This is a genomic window from Leifsonia sp. RAF41 (genome assembly GCF_052114085.1).
In the GTDB taxonomy this organism is placed as follows: Bacteria; Actinomycetota; Actinomycetes; order Actinomycetales; family Microbacteriaceae; genus Leifsonia.
In genome coordinates this window covers 49,818-69,771 of record NZ_JBFREB010000001.1, presented here as the reverse complement: position 1 = coordinate 69,771, position 19,954 = coordinate 49,818, and the positions used below count along the sequence as shown (strand labels likewise).

Below are 19,954 nucleotides of genomic sequence, written 5' to 3'. Positions count from 1 at the left end.
GGTGCTCACTTTCGGTTCAGCGTGTGGATGGTGTCGATCAGTTCCAGGGCCGCGAGGCTCTCCCGCGGGTCGACCGGAAGAGGGGCGCCGTCGCGGAGCGACGCGGCGAGCCGTCGGTAGAAGTCGGCGTAGTCGCCCGAGGCGAGGGGGACCTCGTCGGGGTGGGCGTCCGTCCCGAGCCGGGCCGCCGCGTTCGCGCGGCCGAGCCGGGGGTCGCCCGGGCGCATCCCGCCGGCCAGCTGGCCCTCCTGGGGGTCCAGCCCCCAGGACGTGAATCCGGCCTGCCCGCCGAGCACGCGGAACCGCGGGCCGGCGATCGGCGCGACGGCGCTCATCCAGAGGTGGCTCGTGGTGCCCGATTCGTGTTCGAGGACGACGAACACATCGTCGTCGGCCTCTCCGCCACGACGGTTGCGGACCTCCGCATGAGCGACCTCCGCTGGGCCGAAGAGCAGGAGTGCCTGGTCGATCAGGTGTGCGCCGAGGTCGAACAGGATGCCACCCCCGTCGCCAGCGGTTGTGGTCGACTTCCAGGACTCGTCGACGGAGGGCTTCCACCACTCGAATCGCGATTCGAAGCGCCGCACGTCCCCGAGCGCCCCCTCTTCGACCAGGCGGCGCAGGGTCAGGAAGTCGCCGTCCCAGCGCCGGTTCTGGAAGACCGTGAACGGGACGCCTGCCGCCTCGGCCCGCTCGATGAGCGCGCGTCCTGAGGCCGCATCCGGCGCGAACGGCTTGTCGACGACGACGGCGAGGCCCGCATCCACCGCTGCGGTCGCGTGGGCGACGTGCAGCGGGGTGGGTGAGGCGACGATCACCAGGTCCAGGCCGGGATGCGCGAGCAGCGCATCCACGTCGGCCACCGCCACCGCGTCGGGGTGATCACCGGCAAGCCGTTCGGTCTGCGAGGTGACGACCGCGCTCAGCTCGAACGACGGGTCCGCGGCCAGGAACGGAGCGTGGAATACCTGCCCGGCGACGCCGTAGCCGATCAGGCCGACGCGGGTCCGGTCTGGCTCGCTCACAGGACCTCCGAGAGGAAGCGCTGCAGGCGCGGGCTCTGCGGACGGTCGAAAAGGTCGTCCGGGCGGCCGGCCTCGACGACGCGACCCTCGTCCATGAACACGACCTGATCGGCCACCTTGCGGGCGAAGTTCATCTCGTGCGTGACGACGACCATGGTCATCCCGCGGCGGCCCAGGTCGGCCATCAGGTTGAGGACGCCCTTCACCAGTTCAGGGTCGAGCGCGCTGGTGACCTCGTCGAAGAGCATCACCTCCGGCTCCATCGCGAGCGCTCGGGCGATGGCGACGCGCTGCTGCTGGCCTCCGGAAAGGTCCCGCGGACGGTGGTCCATCCGTTCGCCGAGTCCCACCTCGGTCAGCCGCTCCTCCGCGACACGCTTAGCCTCGGCCTTGGGCATCCGCTTGACCGACTGGAGCGCGAGCGTGACGTTCTGCAGGGCGGTGTGGTCCGGGAACAGGTTGAAGTGCTGGAACACCAGCCCGATCCGGCGGCGCAGCGCATCCGGCTTCGTGCCGAGGATGCTCTGGCCGTCGAGCAGCACGTCGCCGCTCTTCGGCTCGTGGAGGCGGTTGATGCCGCGCAGCATCGTCGACTTGCCAGAACCGGACGGGCCGATCACGCACGTGGTGGTTCCCGGCGCGACGGAGAGGCTGACGCCGCGCAGCACATCGATGTCGCCGTATGCCATCGACAGGTCGACGAGGTCGAGGGAGGAGCCCCGGAAGTCGGGGGTCGTCTGGGCGGGGAAGGGCGAGGTGTACGTCATGTGTTGCTCCCGAGGGTGAGGGGCGCCGGCGGCTGGACCTCGTCGAGCTCGTCCAATCCGCTCTTGGGCGGGACGGGCTTACGGCGTCCGGTGCGGAACCGGTTGTCGAAGTAGTTCACAAGGTGCGTCAGCGGCACCGTGATGACCAGGTAGAAGAGTCCGGCCAGCACCAGCGGCGACAGGTTGCCCGTCAGCACGGCGGCGTCCTGTCCGACACGGAACAACTCCCGCTCCCCGACCAGGAGGCCGAGGAAGTACACGAGGCTGGAGTCCTTCACGATGGCGATGAACTGGTTGACCAGGGCGGGAAGAACGCGGCGGATGCCCTGGGGTACGACGACCAGGCGCATCGCCTTGCCGTAGCTCAGGCCGAGGGCGCGGCACGCCTCCAGCTGCCCCTTCTCCACGCTCTGGATCCCGGCGCGGAAGATCTCGCCGATGTAGGCCGCCGCGATGAGCGACAGCGCCAGGATGCCCAGCGGGTACGGCGACGGTCCGAAGATCGACTGCGAGAACCGCGCGAAGCCCTGGCCGATGAGCAGGATGGTGAGGATCGCCGGCAGTCCACGGAACACGTCCGTGTAGATGCGGGCGGGGATGCGGAGCCAGCGGGAGGTGGAGATCCCCATGACGGCGACCGCCATCCCGAGCACGACGCCGATGACGGTCGCTGCGATCGAGATGACCAGCGTGTTGACGAGTCCGACGCCCAGCAGCTGCGGGAAGACCTGCAGCATCGAGGGGATGTCGAAGAAGGTGTGCGTGATGGTGGTGAGCCAGTCCATGGGGATCTCCCTGTCCGCCTACTTGGTCGGGGTCGGCGTCGCGGTCTGCTCCGCCTTCGGCAGGTACTGTTCGGGCATCGGGGAGCCCGGGAACCACTTCTGGTAGAGCTTCTTCCAGGTGCCGTCCTCCATCGCCGCATGCAGCGCCTTGTCGAGGGCGGTCTTGAGGGCGGTGTTGCCCTTGGCGATGGCGAAGCCGGCGGGGGCGTCGAAGGACGGGATGTCCTCGGCGTCCTTCAACGAGGGGTACTGCGCGACGTAGCTCTTCGCGGCCTCGTAATCGAGGAAGTGCGCGTCCACCGATCCGCTGTTGATCGCCGAGACCGCCGCGTTGTTGTCGGGGAAGCGGACGAGGCTCGCCTTCGGGAAGTTCTTGACCGCGTACGCCTCCTGGAGGGTGCCCTGAACGACGCCGAGGCGCTTGCCTGCGAGGTCCTTCGCCGAGTCGATTCCGGCAGTCTTCGTGGTGAGCACCGTCAGGTAGCCCGCGAGGTAACCGTCGGAGAAGTCGACCGTCTTTTTGCGGTCGTCCGTGATGCCGATGGCGGCGACCCCGACGTCGAACTGGTGGTTGGCGACGGCGGAAAGCAGGCCCGAGAAGTCTTGGCCGGTGAAGACGGCCTTACCGAGTTTTGCGCGCTTGGCGACATCGGTGAAGAGTTCGACGTCGAATCCGGTGAAGTTGCCGCTCGCGTCAGTGAAGGTGTACGGCTTGGCGTCACCGAGGCTGGCAACCCGGACGGTGCCCGCTTCGATGAGCCCGTACGGGTTGTCCTTGGTAGCCGCGCCCGAGGCGCCGCCGGAACTGCAGGCTGCGAGAACCAGAGCGGCCGAGGCCGCGGCGGCCAGCAACGCGGCCGGCCGGAGGAGGGTGCGTCGTTTCACTGCGGGGTCCAATCGTGTGGGGAGTGCCGACGTGGAGCGGAACGCGATCCTCGTCGATCTGCCGTGTTGCTGAGACCGGTCTCTGTCAATTACGCTGAGACCGGTCTCAGTTGGTTTTCTGGGACGTTACATCACGTTTCCCCGGTTCGTCAACACGGGGGACGCGAACAGGAAGGGTCCGCCGATGTCCCCACGCCCCGCATCCCGCCGCGCCGTCACGGTCGCAGACATCGCCCGCGCAGCGAAGGTCTCGAAGGCGACGGCGGCGCGCGCCCTGGGCGACTACGGCCAGGTGAGCGAGGCGGTCCGTGCCCGCGTGCAGGCAGCGGCGGAGGAGCTCAACTACCGCCCGAACGCACTCGCCAAGTCGATGAACACCGGCCGCTCCAACACGATCGGCGTCGTCGTCGGCGACATCGAGAACCCGTTCTTCGCGCACGCCATGCGCGGGATCTCCGACGTCGCCAACAAAGCCGGTTACGACGTCATCCTCATCAACTCGGACGAGGATGTGGATGCGGAAGAGGCCGCGGTCGACGTGCTCCTCGACAAGCAGGTGGATGCGCTCATCGTCGCGCCCGCCTCCTCCGCGCGCGTGGCCCACCTGGAGGCGGTCGGCGCGGCGGGCCGGCCACTCGTGCTGCTCGACCGCCGCGCGGACGGACAACGCTACGACTCGGTGACCGTCGACAACCGCACGGCAGCCGCTCACGCCACGGCCGAGCTGCTCGCGGAAGGGCATCGCCGCATCGCGTTCATCTCGACGCACGACCACCAGTCGCCCGTCTACACACCCGGCGACACGATCACCATGTCCAGCGTCGCCGACCGCATCGACGGCGTGATGGAGGCACTGACCGATGCAGGCGTCCCCTCACCCGAGCGCAACATCCGTCTCGACGCCCGACGCCGGGGGGTGGATGCGGTGGCTCGCGAACTCCTCACCGGCGACGACCCCGTGACCGCCATCATCGCGTCGGACAGCCTCATCGCGATGACCGTCTTCCAGACGATCCGCACGCTGGGCCTGCGCATCCCTGACGACGTCTCGCTGATCGCGTTCGACAACCCGGAGTGGACCGGAATCACCACGCCGCCGTTGACGGTGGTCGAGCAGCCGATCTACGAGTTGGGCGCCGCCGCTGCGCGTCTGGCGCTGCAGCGAATGCGGGGGGAGCGGGTGGACGACGAGGCCGTCGTCTTCGACGCCGACCTCGTACGCCGATCGTCGGTCGGCCCGGTTCCGGCGCAGGTCCCCCTCATCGCCCCCTAAGGCCGCCCCACGAGATTCGTCACGAATGAGCGCTGTGCACCCGGCAGAGCGACAATTCGTCACGAATGCGAAGGGCTCACGACCTCAGCGGCTGGTCTCGCGGGCGGCTTGCACCGCGCGCAGGTCGCCGAGCGCTCGGTCCGTCTCGCGGTCGACATGGCCGCCGCGCGCAAGGATCGCCGCCGGCAGCCAATCGCTGAGGACGAAGCGGCGCCGGGCCACCGGCTCGCCCCCGTTCGTCCGGGCCGGGTGCCGCACCCAGCTGTGCTCCATTCCCTGAGTCCATGTCGTGTTTGCCATGACCTTTACGTTACGGACGTAAATATCCGGACACGAGATGGCTTTAGGTCTATCTTCGCAAAGATACGGCCAGTACAGTGAGCGGCATGATCCGATCCGTCGCGGTCCCCCTCATCGACGACTTCGCCATGTTCGAGTTCGGAGTCGTCTGCGAGGTCTTCGGGCTCGACCGCAGCTATGCGGGGCTGGAGCCGTTCGACTTCCGCGTGTGCACTGTCCACCCGGACGCGGCCGTGACGAGCCCGGTCGGCGTGACCGTTACCGCGCCCTACGGCCTCGAGGCGATGGACGACGCCGACCTCATCGCCATCCCCGCCGCGACGGTCCGCGACGAGTACCCGGAAGAGTTTTTGGATGCGCTCCGCCGCGCGTACGACCGAGGCGCCATCCTGCTCAGTGTCTGTTCCGGCGCCTTCGCCCTCGGCGCAGCCGGCCTGCTCGACGGCCGTGACTGCACCACGCACTGGCGTTACTCTGCCGAACTGCAACGTCGCTTCCCAGAAGCCCGCGTCGACCCCGACGTCCTCTTCGTCGACGACGGCCGCATCATCACGAGCGCCGGAACCTCGGCGGGCATCGACGCCAGCCTCCACCTGGTGCGGCGGGAGCTCGGGAGCGCCGTCGCCAACACCATCGCCCGCAACATGGTGGTGCCCCCGCAGCGCGACGGCGGCCAGCGTCAGTACATCGACAAGCCGGTCAGCGACTGCGACGACGACACCTTCAGCGAGCTGCTCGACCACCTGACGGACAGACTGGACGAGGCGCACACGGTGAGCAGCCTCGCCGACCGCGTGCACATGTCCACCCGCAGCTTCTCCCGGCGATTCGTCGCGGAGACCGGCGTCTCGCCGATGCAGTGGCTGACAACCCAGCGCATCCTGCACGCACGCCTTCTGCTCGAGACGACCGACCTCTCGATCGACGAAGTGGCCCGCCAGTGCGGGTTCGGCAGCGCGACGCTGCTCCGGCACCACTTCGACGCCGAGGTGGGCGTGCCCCCGACCCGCTACCGGGCCGCCTTCGCCCGGGCCTGATGGTACGGCGCGGCTAGCGCGGTTTCCGCCTGCGGATCCAGCTCCCGATCGGCCGGGCACCGCCTGCGATTCCGGGACGACATGCGCGCCCTCGCCACCCCCTGCTGAGCGGAGCACATACACCGACTTCCGTCGACGGTTGATTGACGGCCTCAGCGTCATGGTTCGGAGCCGACTGCGTCTAAGTAGGTGGACGTTGTTTCTAACAGGTGAGGAAGTGGTGTGTGATGCGAGGTTCTCGTCGGATGCGGGGTGGCCGGTGGGTCACCCGGGCAGGTGCCCTGCTGGTCGTAGTGGGCCTCATCGGCGGGGCGGGTGCGACGGTCGCGCAGGCGGCGATCGTCGAAGCCCCCGGCAACACCAGGCAGCGGTGCGACACCTACGACGTCACCCTCCAGGTGCAGATTCACGGGTGCTTCGTCTCGACAGCCTCCATCGTGGATCTCACCAGTGGGGCGACCGTCGGTGACGGGAAGCCGGTGCTGCCGGGCGATATCCTCCAGTTCACCTACACGCTGACCAACAACACCGACATCACCGTCCGAGACCTCGCCATCGACGCGAGCCCGCGCACGATCAGCTGCGACCCGGACCCGGCGTGCCAGTACGGACCAGAGGTCTGGCACACGTACTACCAGAAGTACGCAGTCGTCCCGGATTCGGTGCGAGTCGAGGGCGACCCCGACAAGAGCGTCGCTCACTTCAGCAGTGACCCATCAGGGCTGTTGATCGTCGGACAGGCAGGTCACGTGCCTCCGGGCGGAGTGGACCTCCGCGGATATCTGCCCCCGGGAGAGACCACAGACGTGTCGATGCAGTTCCAGGTACCCCTCAACGCACCACCCGGGATGGGCTTCTCCATGAACCTCGGATTCGTGCATGCATCAAACGCGGCCAACGACTACGGGTGGTCCACGGCGTCGGCGGCGATCGTGGACACCCCACCCACCCCGACCCCGACGGACACGCCCACGACGTCACCGACGCCGGAGCCCTCAGCACCGGCGATCTCCACTCCGAACCCGGAACCGTCCGAGACTGCTTCTCCGATCCCCACACCGCCCGTGTCGGCGACCCCGGAACTGGCGGCAAGCACCGCGTCTCCGAAATCCTCGCCCCCATCGGCCCCCGCCCCCGGTGCACCGCAGTCCCAGCCGGCTCGGCTCGCGGAAACCGGATCCACGATCTTCACCCCCGCCATGGTCAGCGCCGGGATCCTCATCCTGCTCGGCGCGAGCATCATCCTGACCAGCCAGCTCGCGCGTCGCCGCGAGGGACAGCTCCAGTAGCAGAGCGGAGCCCCGGGCTTCCCCTCTTTGGTGTTCTGAACGTGAGTGAAAGGTGTTTGTGATGCGTCGGGTTACGAGTGTGATGGCGGCAACTGTGCTCGCGGCGGCGTTGGTGGTGATCCCCGCGACCGGTGCGCAGGCCACTAATGCGGCGACTCGGCCTGACTGCTCGAAGGCGCCCGTAGAGCACGTTTCGGCGGAGTTCGTGCGGCCCGACGCAGCAGACGCACCGGAGACTGATCCGGCGCATCCGGTGTCCTGGTGGGGTGATCCCGGCAATGCGCTCTCGCATGGCACGGAGTGGTCGGACCTTCTGACCCAGTTGAAGGCGCTGTGTATGGATCAGGTGGTGTTGCAGTGGTCCGCGCAAACGTGGGCGGGCACGAGTGCCTACTTCGGCTTGGCTCCTGACGATCAGCCCAGGTGCGTCCAATCGGACGGTGTGGTGCCGGCAGGTGAGCCCGGCGCGGGCGGCCGCTGGGTCCGGCCGTTGTACGAGTCGCGGAATACGCAGTGGGATGCGTCGCGCGTGAACGCCCCGGACGAGTCGGGGAGGTGCGTGACCTCACCCTCAGTGCGGTCGGATCAGGTGAAGCAGTTGCTTGAGGCAGCGAAGACTCACGGCATGAGGGTGTGGCTGGGGTTGCAGATCGACGAGGGCACATTCTTCGGTGCGGGAGCGGTCTCCGCCGGGTGGATGGCGCAGCAGACGCAGCTGTCGAAGGATCTCTTCGATGACCTGTGGGCGCAGTTCGGTGCTAAGTACGGGGAGCAGATCGCGGGCATCTACCTTCCCTTCGAAGGCAACAACGTGCAGTACTCCACCGATCCCGCGTCTCCGGACTTTCACCTGTTCGATCTACTGAACCAGTACACGGACGCGGTGTCCACCTACGTCACGGGCACAGTTCCCGGGCTCGGGATCATGGTCTCCCCCTATCACACCGCTGATGTGGGCGCCGACCCGGGCTCGCCGACCCAGCGAGCGGCTCGGGACACCTATGCGTCCGTGGTCAGTGAGCTGTTGCGGGGCTCGAGCGTGAGCGTGTACGCGCCGCAGGACGGGGCGGGTGCGCAGAACGAGACCGTTGCCGACCTGGCCCCGTGGATGATCGCCGCCCGAACAGGCATCAACATCGCGGGCACCGGAACCAAACTGTGGGGAAATGCGGAGTCGTACACCTTGCAGGCGAATCTCCCGATGCCGATTCAGGCGATGGTGACGCACCTGAGGCAGATGAATGGCGAGTTCTGGGGGCAGCGTGCGGACCTGGACGGGTATGCGGGCTTCTCGGCCAACAACCTCAACACGGCGTCGTGGTGGTGGGACTACCGGTCCAACCGGGCGTACACGGCCGCATACGCCACCTATTTGCGGTTCGGATTCAACATGGCTCAGACCGTCCCCGCAGTGGGCGCCGACCGCTATCCGGGAAACTCCGGGGTGAGCGCCGCCCTGATCCAGGGCAGTTACGACGTCACCGTGCAGTGGCCCCGGTTGGTGGCCTCCACACCGACCGATGACTGGAAATCCGGCATCGTCATCCCGATCGTGGGGTATCAGGTGTTCCGGGACGGACAACCCATCGGCCAGGTGCGCCAACCGCTGTCAGACACCGCAGTGGACCAATACGGGTTCGCTCGACCCCTCCCCGCCGATGCCGACCACCCGGGCGTGCTGGCGTTCACCGATCCGAACGTGCAATCCGGACGCACCTACACCTACCAGGTGTCCGCGTTCGACGCCTACGGAAATCCGGGCAAGAAGACCTCCGGCACCACCCTCGTCGTGCCCCTCTCCGCGGCGGACACGGTCGACGGGGCAGGGACAACCACCGGCACCGGGTCGATCGGGCAGCGGGTGTCGGCCGGGGCCGGCTATGCCACGGTGAAAGCCGGCACCGACCCGCTGCAGCTGTGGAATCTCCTCGGCGGTGACGGCGACTGGAAGGACGGCTCCCCACGCCCGAAGCTGGCCGATGGGATCACCGGCGAAGCCACCTACGCCGACCCCGCCTGGGCTGGCCTGAACGTCTCCGCCGGCGCCCGAAAGCAGGTGACAGTGAATTTGGCGGAACCGACAGCGGTGCACCAGGTGCGCTCCAACTGGTTGGTGCAGAACTCCCTCGGCATCAGCCAACCTGCCGTGACCGTGGAGACCGCCTCCGCTGATGCGAGCGGCGACATCGACTGGCAGGCGTTCACGTCCTGGGCGACCGACCCCGGAACAGGCACCAACGTGTCAGGGCAGGCCGTGGGAACAGCGCCGGCGGCCGACCCCGGCACCGGCTGGTTGGACGCCACCTTGAATGCCGGAGAGATCCGCTCCGTGTCGGCGGTGCGGCTGACCGTGACAGGCACACCCGGTTTCGACTGGGCGTTCTTGTCCGAGGTCACTCTGATCGGCGCGGACGGAAAGCCGATCAGCCCCTGCGGGTCGCCCCGCGCGACCACCATGATCGACACCAACTGCGTCAACATCACCGACGACACCGACCGCAACGTTTACAGCGACACCTACATCCCCACGCGGGCCGGGAAGCTCACCTCGCCCTCGGCTGCCACCGTCGGCTCGGCCGACGACACTCCCACCAACCCGTGGGCATCCGCATCCTCGGTGGGGTGGAGCACCGACGCCGGGAGCCCCGTCCGAACCGCCGGGGGCCTCGACGTCGTGGTCGATCTGGGTCAGAACCAACCGATCGGCACCCTCGCCACTGACTGGTATACCGCCAACCGCGCCTCCGGCATCACGAGCCCTGCCGCGGTCGAATTCTCGTACCACCCAGACACTCCGGACGCTGCCCCCGACCTCACCACCGGGTGGTCGCCCGCACCCGCGGCCACCACAATCGTCGCGGGTGGCCTCACCAGCTACCGTTCCGTGCTGCCCAAACTCACGACGGCGAGCGACGCCGTCGCCACCACAGCACGCTGGATCAAAGCGCACATCGCCCTCCCGACCAGTCCCGGCGGCTGGCTCATTGCGGCTTCCATCACGGCCTACACCCCGGCCGCCGACGACCTCACGAACAACCGGCCTACCGCCGCCTACCCAACCCGAGACACGACCAACCCGTCGTACGACCTCACCAAGCCGACGACCGGCAGCAACAACACCACCATCGTCGATCCTGCCGCGAGGAGCCTTAGCCTTCCCAGCGACAACCTTGGCAACGCATTGCCCTCCCGATGCGCTCCGCCGGACGTCGACTGCGTGACCCACAGCACCTACGGCAACACGGCCCTGACCGCCACGGACGGGGGTAAACCGGTGCCCAACAAGTGGACGGAGCCCTGGGCTCCCGACGCCAACGTTCTCGTCCTTCAGCAGCACAGCGGATGGGACATCACCGTCCCGGTCGGCAGCACCTATTCCTCCCAAGAAGACGGGCACTCCACCTCACGGCTCGATGCCGTGACGCTGACCTTCACCCAACAAGCCGGCCAATCGGCCCTCCCCACCAGCCTCGACGTGTTCTATCACTCCGAGTGGGGCAACCCCGCCGATCCCTACGGCATCGCCGACGACGCCACAGCCCACTGGCAGTGGTCCGGTCACACCGCCCGGAAGCCCGTCACTCCCCCGTACATCCCTAAATCCGTCACGCTGATCACCACGTACACGATCCCGCCCTTCAGCACGCCCACTGGTGCCCCCATCGCCAAGCTCCGGTTCCACATGAACGCCCCCACCAGTAGCACCCTGATCACCGGGAGGCTTCACACCACCGTCTGGCAGTAGCTCCCGCGACCCGCTACCGCGCGGCTTTCGCCGACGGATGATGGTGCCGCGGCGACAGGTCGTCGCCGCGATAGTGACGGAGCAGCCTCCAGTTGCGCAGAGCGAACTCCCCGCAGACCGCCACGGTCACCAGACCACAGACGATGACGCCCCACGCCCGGGGGTTCTCGCCCTGGGTAGGGATGGCCACGGCGAGCGCGACCGTAGCGACGAGCGCGAGCGCGGCGAGCAGGCCGCCGATGGCCGCCCTTCGTCCCGCTCGGGCGCGGTCCGTACGGTCTCCCATATCCCGGAAGGTACTCCGCCGGAGCGGTGGACGAAAGCCGAATCACTGGAGAACGGAGCATGAACGGCACAGCCTTCCGCCGAACCGGATATGAACCAGCCGGACGCGACGAAGCCCCCGTCCGGTCGATGCCGGGCGGGGGCTCCGCTCTTGAGGTCAATGCTTGAAGGCGTCAGTGCTTGAAGGCGTCCTTGATCTTCTCGCCTGCCTGCTTAACGTCGGCTTTCACCTGGTCGCCCTTGCCTTCGGCTTCGAGGCGCTCGTCGCCCGTTGCCTTGCCTGCGGCTTCCTTGGCGCTGCCGCCAGCCTTCTCGCCAGCGTTTTCGATCTTGTCGTCGAGTCCCATGTGGTCCCCTTTCGTGGTCCGATACCCCACGAACGCTCCCACCGCGGAGGGGTGCGGTCTACCCCCTACCCAGCGCACTTTCAGGCGAGCCGCGACCGACCTCGGTTGTCTGGCGCCTAGATCCCGACCCTGAGCTGGGCGGGCTCCGGCGAGACCAACAGACCGTTCGGACGATGCGTGCCGTCCATCAGGGCCTCGAGCCAGTCGCGGTTCAACGGTGCGACGGCGGAGTCGTCGTAGCGGAACCGGATGGGCAGCCCGTTGTCCATCCAGAGCGCCTCGCGTCCGCCCTCACCGTCCGGGACCCAGCTGAGGGCGAAGCTTTCGCGCCGGCGCAGCTTCGTGGTGATGACGACCTGGAGGTGCGACAGCAGTCGGTCGCCGAAGGGATAGTCGGTGCCGCCGTAGCTCAGCACACCCATTTACTAGTGCTCCTGTTCATGCGCCTCCGCTCGTGCAGCGGCTTATCGTTAGTCTATCGATATAGCTCGCCTGTCTAGCAATCCACTCGGCTTCGGATTTCAAGGCCTACTGAGCTGCGCGCGCCTCCTCCACAATGAGGGCTGTGAGCACGTACCGCCTTCAGATCTCCCCCTCCTTCACCCTTCGCGACGCGACCCAGGTGCTCGACTACATTCACCGCCTCGGTGCCGACTGGGTCTACCTGTCGCCGCTGCTCGAGGCCGAGCCGGGCTCGATGCACGGGTACGACGTCGTCGACCACAGCCGTGTGGACGCCTCCCGCGGCGGCCCTGACGCGCTGCGGGAGTTCGCGGACGCAGCCCACGAACGCGGTCTGAAGGTGCTGGTCGACATCGTCCCCAACCACATGGGAGTAGCGACACCCGCCGTCAATCCGTGGTGGTGGGATCTGCTGACCTATGGTCAGGACTCCCGCTACGCGTCCTACTTCGACATCGATTGGGAGTTCGGCCAAGGACGGCTGCGGCTCCCCATCCTCGGCGACGGCGCGGACGAAGAGGGTGCCCTCCGCGTCGAGGGCGACGAGCTCCGCTACTACGACCACCGCTTCCCGATCGCACCCGGCACGGGCGAAGGGACCCCGCGCGAGGTGCACGCGCGCCAGCACTACGAGCTGATGTCGTGGCGCCGAGCCGACGCCGAGCTCAACTACCGCCGATTCTTCGCGGTCACGACCCTGGCAGGCCTCCGCGTCGAAGACCAGCAGGTGTTCGACGACACCCACCGCGAGATCGGTCGCTGGCTGAGCGAGGGGCTGGTCGACGGCCTCCGGGTGGACCACCCGGACGGACTGCGCGACCCCGGCCAGTACCTGGAACGCCTCCGGGACCTGGCGGGCGAAGCTCCGATCTGGGTCGAGAAGATCATCGAGGGTGACGAGCGGATGCCCGACTGGCCCGTCCAGGGCACGACCGGCTACGACGCCCTCGGCACCATCGACCGGGTCTTCGTCGACCCGTCCGGCGAGGGGCCGCTCACCGCGCTCGCCGGCGAACTCGACGACCGCGAGGAGAACCAGGACTGGGTCGAGCTGATCCACCGCCGCAAGCGCGCGGTCGCGGACAGCATCCTCCGTTCCGAGGTGCTGCGAGTGGTGCGCGAACTGGGCGAAGGCACCGACGAGGAGACCGCGGATGCCGTCGCCGAGTTGGCCGCCTGGTTCCCGGTGTATCGCAGCTACCTCCCGTACGGCGCGGAGTACCTCGAGGAGGCACGCCTCGCCGCCGCCGAGTCCCGGCCCGATCTCGCACCGGTGATCGCCCGCATCGCCGACCGCCTGGGTGACCGGTTCGAGCAGACCACCGGCGCGATCATGGCCAAGGGTGTCGAGGACAATGCCTTCTACCGCTTCACCCGGTTGACGTCCCTCACCGAGGTCGGCGGCGACCCGTCCGAGTTCGCCCTGTCTCCGGAGGAGTTCCACCGGCGGCAGGAGGACCGGCAGCGACGACTCCCGGAGTCGATGACCGTGCTCTCCACCCACGACACCAAGCGCGGGGAGGACACCCGCGCGCGCATCGCGGTGCTGGCCGAGCTGCCCGGCCGCTTCGAGCGGTTCCTGCGGACCGTGCGCGAGCGGGTCGGCTTCGGCGACGGCTCCCTGGAGAGTCTGCTGTGGCAGGCCGTCGTCGGCGCGTGGCCGGCGTCCCGCGAGCGGTTGCACGACTACGCAATCAAGGCGGCACGCGAGGCGGGCGCATCCACCGCATGGACCGACCCGGACGAGCGGTTCGAGGAGCGCATGGCCGCTGCCATCGATGCGGCCTTCGACGACGAGCGCGTGCGGGCCGAAGTGGAGGCACTCGCCGCAGTGATCGAGGCGCCCGGTGCGAGCAATGGTCTCGGCGCGAAGCTGCTGCAGCTGCTCGCGCCGGGGCGACCGGATGTCTACCAGGGTTCCGAGCGATGGGAGCGGTCGCTCGTCGACCCGGACAACCGCCGACCGGTGGAGTTCGACGCCGCCGCCGCCCTGCTCGCGCACATGGACGAGGGATGGCTCCCCGAGATTGACTCGTCCGGCGCCGCGAAGCTGCTGGTCACCTCCCGAGCCCTCCGCCTGCTGCGCGACCGGCCGGAGCTGTTCACCGGCTACCGCCCGGTCTACGCGGAGGGGTCGCGCGCTGGTCACCTCGTCGGCTTCGACCGCGGTGGCGCGATCGCCCTCGCCACCCGCTTGCCTGTCGGCCTCTCCGCCACCGGTGGCTGGGCGGATACGACCATCGACCTCGGGAATGCACCCCTGCGCGACGAACTGACCGGCCGGGAGCACCGCGGCCGCGTGCCGCTGGCCACACTATTCGAGCAGTACCCGGTCGCTCTGCTGGCGGTGGCCCGATGACCGCCGGCGGCTGGCGCGATCGTCGCTTCCCCGTCTGGGCACCGACCGCGCGCGCGGTGGACGTCGTGATCGGCAACCTCGGCACCTTCCCGCTCACGCCGGTGCCGGCCACCGCCGATGATCCGACCGGCGGCTGGTGGCAGCTCGCCGAGTCACCGGGTCTGCCCGACGACGCCGTCGACTACGGCTTCGTCGTCGACGGCGAGGGCCCCATCCCCGACCCCCGTTCGCTGCGCCAGCCCCAGGGCGTCCATGAATTGAGCCGGGAGTTCGACCCACGGTCCCATTCTTGGGCGGATGGGGCGTGGGAGGGACGCGACCTCACCGGCGCGCTGATCTACGAACTCCACATCGGCACGTTCACACCGGAGGGCACCCTCGACTCGGCTATCGCCCGCCTCGACCACCTGGTCGAACTTGGCGTCGACGCCGTCGAAGTGCTTCCGGTGAACGCGTTCAACGGCACCCACAACTGGGGCTACGACGGCGTCCTCTGGTACGCGGTGCAGGAGCAGTACGGCGGCCCTGCGGCCTACCAGCGCTTCGTCGACGCGTGCCACCAGCGCGGTCTGGCCGTGATCCAGGACGTGGTCTACAACCACCTCGGACCGAGCGGCAACTACCTGCCGAAGTTCGGCCCCTACCTCGGTCAGGGAGCGAGCACGTGGGGCGTGAACGTCAACCTCGACGGTCCGCTCTCCGACGAGGTGCGCCGCTACATCCTGGACAACGCCGAGTATTGGCTGCGCGAGATGCACGTCGACGGCCTGCGCCTGGATGCGGTGCACGCCCTCCAGGACCACGGCGCCACGCACCTGCTCGAAGAGCTGGCGGCGCTCGCCGACGAGCTGGCCGGCGAGAGCGGCCGCGCCCGCACGCTCATCGCGGAGAGCGACCTCAACGACCCGAAGCTGATCCGCCGCCGCTCACACCACGGCTACGGGCTGCACGCCCAGTGGGACGACGACGTGCACCACAGCATCCACGCCAACCTGACCGGCGAGGACACCGGCTACTACGCCGACTTCGCCGAACCGGGCGCACTGGTCCGCGTCTTCCAGCGCGGGTTCTTCCACGACGGCACCTGGTCGAGCTTCCGCGAGCGCCGCCACGGGCGTCCGCTCGACCCCGACATCCCCTTCCGGCGTCTCGTCGCGTTCAGCCAGGATCACGACCAGATCGGCAACCGTGCCGCGGGCGACCGGCTGACCGCGACCCTCGACTCGGGCCGCCTGGCGGTCGCTGCCACCCTCACCCTGCTCGGACCGTTCACGCCGATGCTGTTCATGGGCGAGGAGTGGGCGGCCACCACGCCGTGGCAGTTCTTCACCTCGCACCCGGAGCCGGACCTGGGCAAGGCCACGGCGGAGGGTCGCATCGAGGAGTTCGCGAAGATGGGATGGGGCCGGGCCGTTGTGCCCGACCCCCAGGACCCGGAGACGTTCCAGCGATCGAAGCTCGACTGGTCGGAACTCGACCGGCCGGAGTCCGCGCGGATGCTGGAGTGGTACCGCACACTGACAGCGCTGCGCCGGACCGTGGCGGTCGACGCTCCCGCAACGGACGTCGCCTACGCGGAGGGCATCTTCCGCTTCACGCGCGGCGGCCTGCTCGTCGAGGTCAGCCTCTCCGGAACCGGCCTTGGCACCGCGCCTGCGGACGCCGTCGCCGCCTTCGGCGAGGCGGTGCGCGTCACCCGCGTGTGATCGGTCAGGACGCGAGTCGGGAGCTCACCAGCCGGTTGAGACTGATGTGCTCCTCCGCCGCCCGGATCGCCAGGCTCCGATGGAGTTCCGGCGGGATCCGAACCTTGAACTCTCCGCTGTAGGGGCGTTCCGCGAAGGGCTCGGGAATGATCTCTCCTGCCCGTTCCATATCCTCGACGACTTCTTCGACAAGTTGTACGACTCCCAGTAGTGCCTCCGACTGGGTCGGCGCGAGCCAGGAGAGCGATGGGAACTCAGCGACTTGGCCAACGAACTCGCCATCGTCGGCTGACCACAGGACTCGATAGGTGTAATGCGTGAAGTCGGTCATCGTCGCTCACTCTCCCATCGATCAATCGCCAGGAGGACCTGGCACACCTGGTACCGCTTTGCCCGTCCGTGGTCGTTCTGGATGTTGACCCGCGGGTCACCGCTCCACGGCGTCTTGAAGACCATGTGACTCGAACCCGACTGGCGCGGTTCCCCGAAGTAGGCGACGCAGACCTTCGCCAATTCACGGAACCGGATGTCCGCCGGGTTCTGCCTCATACGCAGGAGGAGCTTTGCGATCTGCGGCACCCTTCATGGTGTCACTATTGACCCCATTCGTCAACTCGGCAGCTTCACTAGCGAGGTGCCGGACAGCGTCTAACGTCCCGGCCGCTCGGTGTCAATGCCTGGAGGGACACGGCGCGCCGCAGGTAATGTGGCGGTCTAACGCCGATCGGAGACACCGTGTCACTGCCCCGTCCCCTGTTTTGCTGCGCGAGCAGCCGAGTCCGCGACGGAGCAGACCGATGACCGCCGGCTCGACGCCGTACCCGCTGGGGATCACCCTGCGCGAGGGCGGCGCCAACGTCGCCGTCTACAGCGAGCGCGCCGACAAGGTCATCGTCTCGCTCTTCGACGGCCGCGGTCGCGAGACGCAGACGGTACTTCCAGAGCGCACCGGCCACGTCTTCCACGGCTTCGTCCCCGGCCTCGTTCCGGGCACGCGCTACGGGCTCCGGGTCGACGGCCCGTGGGACCCCGCCAACGGCCTCCGCTTCTCCCCCGCGAAGGTGCTCCTGCCCCCGCACGCGCGCGCCGTGACCGGCTCCTGGGACAACACGCAGGCGGTATTCGGTCATCAGCTCGGCCGGCCGAAGCGCCGCAGCGACACCAACGGTGCGCGCCACGTCGCCCTGGGCGTCGCGATCGACCGCCAGGAGTTCGACTGGGGTGACCACGAGCGCCCGCACACTCCGCTCAGCGAGACCATCATCTACGAGGTCCACGTGAAGGGCTTCACCAAGCTGATGGAGTGGGTGCCCGAGGAGTTCCGCGGAACCTACGCCGGCCTCGCGCATCCCGCCGCCGTCGAGTACCTCAAGAACCTCGGCGTCACCGCGGTCGAGCTGCTCCCCATCCACCAGTTCGTGCAGGATGCGCACCTGAAGGAGAAGGGGCTGCGCAACTACTGGGGCTACAACTCCATCGGCTTCTTCGCCCCGCACAACGAGTACGCCGCCACGGGTGACACCGGTCACCAGGTGGACGAGTTCAAGGGCATGGTGAAGGCCCTCCACGCCGCCGGCATCGAGGTCATCCTCGACGTGGTCTACAACCACACCGCGGAAGGCAACGACATGGGGCCGACCTACAGCTTCAAGGGCATCGACAACCCGTCGTACTACCGTCTCGTCGACGGCGACGCCGCCCACTACTTCGACACCACCGGCACCGGGAACAGTTGGAACGTCAGCCACCCGGCTGCGCTCCAGGTGGTCATGGACTCTCTGCGCTACTGGGTCGAGGACATGCACATCGACGGGTTCCGCTTCGACCTGGCGACCACGCTGACTCGGCAGGGCGGCGATGCGAGCCTGCACAGCGCGTTCCTCACCCTCATCCAGCAGGACCCGACGCTCGCGCAGGTCAAGATGATCGCCGAGCCGTGGGATGTCGCCGGCTACCAGCTAGGCGGCTTCCCGGCCGACTGGTCGGAGTGGAACGGCAAGTTCCGCGACGACGTGCGCGACTTCTGGCGCGGCGAGCCGGGTGTGCTCTCGACGCTGTCGCAGCGCGTGCTCGGCAGCCCGGACATCTACGAGGATTCGCGCCGCGCTCCGCTGTCGAGCGTCAACTTCGTGACCGCGCACGACGGCTTCACCCTGGCCGACCTCACCAGCTACAACGAGAAGCACAACGAGGCGAACGGCGAGGACAACCGCGACGGGGAGTCCGACAACCGCTCCTCCAACTACGGCGTCGAGGGCCCCACCGACGACGAGGGGATCAACGCCTTCCGCATCCGGCAGCGCAAGAACTTCCTGGCAACCCTCCTGCTGTCGGCCGGTGTCCCGATGATTCTCGGTGGGGATGAGATCGGCCGCACCCAGCAGGGCAACAACAACGCCTACTGCCAGGACAACGAGATCTCTTGGTTCGACTGGCAGAACGCCGACTGGGACCTGCACGCGTTCACGTCGAAGCTGATCCAGCTGCGCCGCACCGAGCCGGCATTGCGACCGGTCTGGTACCGCCACGCTCCCGAAGTCGGGGGCACCGACGTGGTGTGCATCCTGCGCGCGGACGGCGAGCCGTTCGCGGACGAGGACTGGGGCGACCCGGAGGCACGGACCATCGCCTTCGAACTGCGCCACGAGGGAGCCGACTCCTTCCTGCTGATGCTGAACTCCGCCGGAAACGGCGTGGAGTTCGTCCTGCCCCAGGCCGAGGGCGGCGACTGGGAGCTCGAGCTCTCCAGCGACCCCGAGCTCGCCCTCGGTGACGGCGAAAGCGTCATCCTCGGAGAGTCGTCCTTCGCCCTCCTGAGGTTGCGGAACAGCCGATGACCGATTCCAGCATCCCGGCGCTGCTGGGGCGATACCGCCCGCAGCACGTCATCGGCCGCGGTGGCGAGGCCAGCATCTTCCGCGCCACGGACGAGCTCCTCGGCCGCGAGGTCGCCATCAAGCTCTACCGTTCCGGCGGCGAGGAGGAGATGGCGCAGTACCGCACCGAGCAGGCGGCCCTCGCGCGGCTCAGCCACCACGGCATCGTGTCCCTGATCGACGCGGGCATCGACTACACGGCGCCGAAGGATCCGCGACCGTTCCTCGTCATGGAGCTCGTTTCGGGGACGGACCTGGCCGCCGTGCTGGGGCAGCGGGAGCTGACGCTCGAGGAGATCGCCGAGATCGCCTACGACATCTCCGAGGCGCTCGAATACGTGCACGCGAACGGTGTCGTCCACCGCGACATCAAGCCGTCGAACATCATGCTCGTCTCGTACGGCACCACCACGTTCCGCGCCAGGGCACGGCTGACCGACTTCGGGATCGCGAGCGGCATCGCGGGGGCGCCCTCACAACCCGACGAGGGTAAGACGACCGGAACGGCCGCCTACCTCAGCCCCGAGCAGGCGATGCGACAGCCTGCCACCTCCGCCAGCGACATCTACTCGCTCGGGCTCGTATTGCTGGAGTGCTTCACACGCTCGGTGACCTACCCGGGCGATGCCGTCGAGGCCGCCATGGCGCGCCTCGAGCACGAGCCGCCGGTGCCCCCGAACCTTCCCGACGGCTGGACCGCCATCCTCCTGAACATGACGTCGAGCGACCCGGCAGCACGACCCACCGCCGAAGAGCTGACGCCGCAGTTCCGCGAAGCGGTCATCTCGGCCGCGGGCCTGCAGAGGGTCTGAC

18 protein-coding genes are annotated in these 19,954 nt (G+C 68.2%); 8 read left to right on the top strand and 10 right to left on the bottom strand.

All coding sequences use genetic code 11. The features are described 5' to 3' along the window. Positions 1-5 precede the first annotated feature (5 nt). From AB4Y74_RS00340 to AB4Y74_RS00325, 4 genes are read right to left on the bottom strand one after another with little or no spacing between them, the layout of a single operon-like run. Positions 6-1,025 carry a Gfo/Idh/MocA family protein gene (locus tag AB4Y74_RS00340; protein WP_441797127.1) on the bottom strand — a complete coding sequence of 340 codons (1,020 nt, stop codon included), beginning with the start codon at positions 1,023-1,025 and terminating at the stop codon, positions 6-8. Further along, positions 1,022-1,792, bottom strand: coding sequence for an amino acid ABC transporter ATP-binding protein (locus tag AB4Y74_RS00335; RefSeq protein WP_441797126.1), 771 nt, complete (start codon positions 1,790-1,792; stop codon positions 1,022-1,024). Before AB4Y74_RS00335 ends, AB4Y74_RS00340 begins: the two co-directional genes overlap by 4 nt. Then, entirely contained in the window at positions 1,789-2,577 is a 789-nt protein-coding gene (locus AB4Y74_RS00330) for an amino acid ABC transporter permease (RefSeq protein WP_441797125.1), read from the bottom strand. The genes AB4Y74_RS00335 and AB4Y74_RS00330 overlap by 4 nt, the downstream gene beginning before the upstream one ends. A gap of 18 nt (positions 2,578-2,595) precedes the next feature. After that, positions 2,596-3,462, bottom strand: a complete 867-nt coding sequence (locus AB4Y74_RS00325; protein ID WP_441797124.1) for an ABC transporter substrate-binding protein — start codon at positions 3,460-3,462, stop codon at positions 2,596-2,598. A gap of 184 nt (positions 3,463-3,646) precedes the next feature. Between AB4Y74_RS00325 and AB4Y74_RS00320 the strand changes: the two genes are divergently transcribed. Continuing rightward, on the top strand, positions 3,647-4,735 hold the full coding sequence (locus tag AB4Y74_RS00320; RefSeq protein ID WP_441797123.1) for a LacI family DNA-binding transcriptional regulator: 1,089 nt from the start codon (positions 3,647-3,649) through the stop codon (positions 4,733-4,735). An 84-nt stretch (positions 4,736-4,819) separates the two neighbouring features. Here the strand turns inward: AB4Y74_RS00320 and AB4Y74_RS00315 are convergent, their stop codons facing one another. After that, positions 4,820-5,035, bottom strand: coding sequence for a hypothetical protein (locus tag AB4Y74_RS00315; RefSeq protein WP_441797122.1), 216 nt, complete (start codon positions 5,033-5,035; stop codon positions 4,820-4,822). Between the two features lie 86 nt (positions 5,036-5,121). Here AB4Y74_RS00315 and AB4Y74_RS00310 point away from each other — a divergent pair, with 86 nt between their 5' ends. From AB4Y74_RS00310 to AB4Y74_RS00300, 3 genes are all read left to right on the top strand, one after another. Beyond that, positions 5,122-6,072 carry a GlxA family transcriptional regulator gene (locus tag AB4Y74_RS00310; RefSeq protein ID WP_441797121.1) on the top strand — a complete coding sequence of 317 codons (951 nt, stop codon included), beginning with the start codon at positions 5,122-5,124 and terminating at the stop codon, positions 6,070-6,072. Positions 6,073-6,317: 245 nt separating this feature from the next. After that, positions 6,318-7,361, top strand: coding sequence for a hypothetical protein (locus AB4Y74_RS00305; RefSeq protein WP_441797120.1), 1,044 nt, complete (start codon positions 6,318-6,320; stop codon positions 7,359-7,361). A 61-nt stretch (positions 7,362-7,422) separates the two neighbouring features. Next, positions 7,423-11,106, top strand: a complete 3,684-nt coding sequence (locus AB4Y74_RS00300) for a DUF4434 domain-containing protein (RefSeq protein ID WP_441797119.1) — start codon at positions 7,423-7,425, stop codon at positions 11,104-11,106. Positions 11,107-11,119: 13 nt separating this feature from the next. Here AB4Y74_RS00300 and AB4Y74_RS00295 read toward each other — a convergent pair whose 3' ends face one another. The 3 genes from AB4Y74_RS00295 to AB4Y74_RS00285 all read right to left on the bottom strand — a co-directional run bounded on the left by AB4Y74_RS00295 (position 11,120) and on the right by AB4Y74_RS00285 (position 12,160). Continuing rightward, positions 11,120-11,392: a hypothetical protein gene (locus AB4Y74_RS00295; RefSeq protein ID WP_441797118.1), complete on the bottom strand. Its 273-nt coding sequence runs from the start codon at positions 11,390-11,392 to the stop codon at positions 11,120-11,122. A 172-nt stretch (positions 11,393-11,564) separates the two neighbouring features. Next, positions 11,565-11,738: a CsbD family protein gene (locus AB4Y74_RS00290; protein ID WP_441797117.1), complete on the bottom strand. Its 174-nt coding sequence runs from the start codon at positions 11,736-11,738 to the stop codon at positions 11,565-11,567. Positions 11,739-11,854: 116 nt separating this feature from the next. Next, entirely contained in the window at positions 11,855-12,160 is a 306-nt protein-coding gene (locus tag AB4Y74_RS00285; protein WP_441797116.1) for a DUF7882 family protein, read from the bottom strand. Between the two features lie 134 nt (positions 12,161-12,294). Here AB4Y74_RS00285 and treY point away from each other — a divergent pair, with 134 nt between their 5' ends. Further along, the gene (treY, locus tag AB4Y74_RS00280) at positions 12,295-14,559 is read left to right on the top strand and encodes a malto-oligosyltrehalose synthase (RefSeq protein ID WP_441797115.1); all 2,265 of its coding nucleotides are present in this window, start codon (positions 12,295-12,297) and stop codon (positions 14,557-14,559) included. Then, positions 14,556-16,265: a malto-oligosyltrehalose trehalohydrolase gene (gene treZ, locus AB4Y74_RS00275; protein WP_441797114.1), complete on the top strand. Its 1,710-nt coding sequence runs from the start codon at positions 14,556-14,558 to the stop codon at positions 16,263-16,265. The genes treY and treZ overlap by 4 nt, the downstream gene beginning before the upstream one ends. A gap of 4 nt (positions 16,266-16,269) precedes the next feature. Here the strand turns inward: treZ and AB4Y74_RS00270 are convergent, their stop codons facing one another. Next, complete coding sequence (locus tag AB4Y74_RS00270; RefSeq protein WP_441797113.1) at positions 16,270-16,596, bottom strand: type II toxin-antitoxin system HicB family antitoxin; 327 nt, start codon at positions 16,594-16,596, stop codon at positions 16,270-16,272. Next, positions 16,593-16,844 (bottom strand): toxin HicA, encoded by a 252-nt coding sequence (locus tag AB4Y74_RS00265; protein WP_441797112.1) that lies wholly within the window; start codon positions 16,842-16,844, stop codon positions 16,593-16,595. Before AB4Y74_RS00265 ends, AB4Y74_RS00270 begins: the two co-directional genes overlap by 4 nt. 218 nt (positions 16,845-17,062) lie before the next feature. Here AB4Y74_RS00265 and glgX point away from each other — a divergent pair, with 218 nt between their 5' ends. Beyond that, positions 17,063-19,102, top strand: a complete 2,040-nt coding sequence (gene glgX / locus AB4Y74_RS00260; protein WP_441797111.1) for a glycogen debranching protein GlgX — start codon at positions 17,063-17,065, stop codon at positions 19,100-19,102. Continuing rightward, positions 19,099-19,953 (top strand): serine/threonine-protein kinase, encoded by an 855-nt coding sequence (locus AB4Y74_RS00255; protein ID WP_441797110.1) that lies wholly within the window; start codon positions 19,099-19,101, stop codon positions 19,951-19,953. Before glgX ends, AB4Y74_RS00255 begins: the two co-directional genes overlap by 4 nt. Position 19,954 lies beyond the last annotated feature (1 nt).

Coding starts and splice junctions, on each gene's coding strand:
- AB4Y74_RS00335 (WP_441797126.1), bottom strand. CDS start 1,792: ATGACGTACACCTCGCCCTTCCCCGCCCAGACGACCCCCGACTTCCGG.
- AB4Y74_RS00330 (WP_441797125.1), bottom strand. CDS start 2,577: ATGGACTGGCTCACCACCATCACGCACACCTTCTTCGACATCCCCTCG.
- AB4Y74_RS00320 (WP_441797123.1), top strand. CDS start 3,647: ATGTCCCCACGCCCCGCATCCCGCCGCGCCGTCACGGTCGCAGACATC.
- AB4Y74_RS00315 (WP_441797122.1), bottom strand. CDS start 5,035: ATGGCAAACACGACATGGACTCAGGGAATGGAGCACAGCTGGGTGCGG.
- AB4Y74_RS00310 (WP_441797121.1), top strand. CDS start 5,122: ATGATCCGATCCGTCGCGGTCCCCCTCATCGACGACTTCGCCATGTTC.
- AB4Y74_RS00305 (WP_441797120.1), top strand. CDS start 6,318: ATGCGGGGTGGCCGGTGGGTCACCCGGGCAGGTGCCCTGCTGGTCGTA.
- AB4Y74_RS00300 (WP_441797119.1), top strand. CDS start 7,423: ATGCGTCGGGTTACGAGTGTGATGGCGGCAACTGTGCTCGCGGCGGCG.
- AB4Y74_RS00295 (WP_441797118.1), bottom strand. CDS start 11,392: ATGGGAGACCGTACGGACCGCGCCCGAGCGGGACGAAGGGCGGCCATC.
- AB4Y74_RS00290 (WP_441797117.1), bottom strand. CDS start 11,738: ATGGGACTCGACGACAAGATCGAAAACGCTGGCGAGAAGGCTGGCGGC.
- AB4Y74_RS00285 (WP_441797116.1), bottom strand. CDS start 12,160: ATGGGTGTGCTGAGCTACGGCGGCACCGACTATCCCTTCGGCGACCGA.
- treY (WP_441797115.1), top strand. CDS start 12,295: ATGAGGGCTGTGAGCACGTACCGCCTTCAGATCTCCCCCTCCTTCACC.
- treZ (WP_441797114.1), top strand. CDS start 14,556: ATGACCGCCGGCGGCTGGCGCGATCGTCGCTTCCCCGTCTGGGCACCG.
- AB4Y74_RS00270 (WP_441797113.1), bottom strand. CDS start 16,596: ATGACCGACTTCACGCATTACACCTATCGAGTCCTGTGGTCAGCCGAC.
- glgX (WP_441797111.1), top strand. CDS start 17,063: ATGACCGCCGGCTCGACGCCGTACCCGCTGGGGATCACCCTGCGCGAG.
- AB4Y74_RS00255 (WP_441797110.1), top strand. CDS start 19,099: ATGACCGATTCCAGCATCCCGGCGCTGCTGGGGCGATACCGCCCGCAG.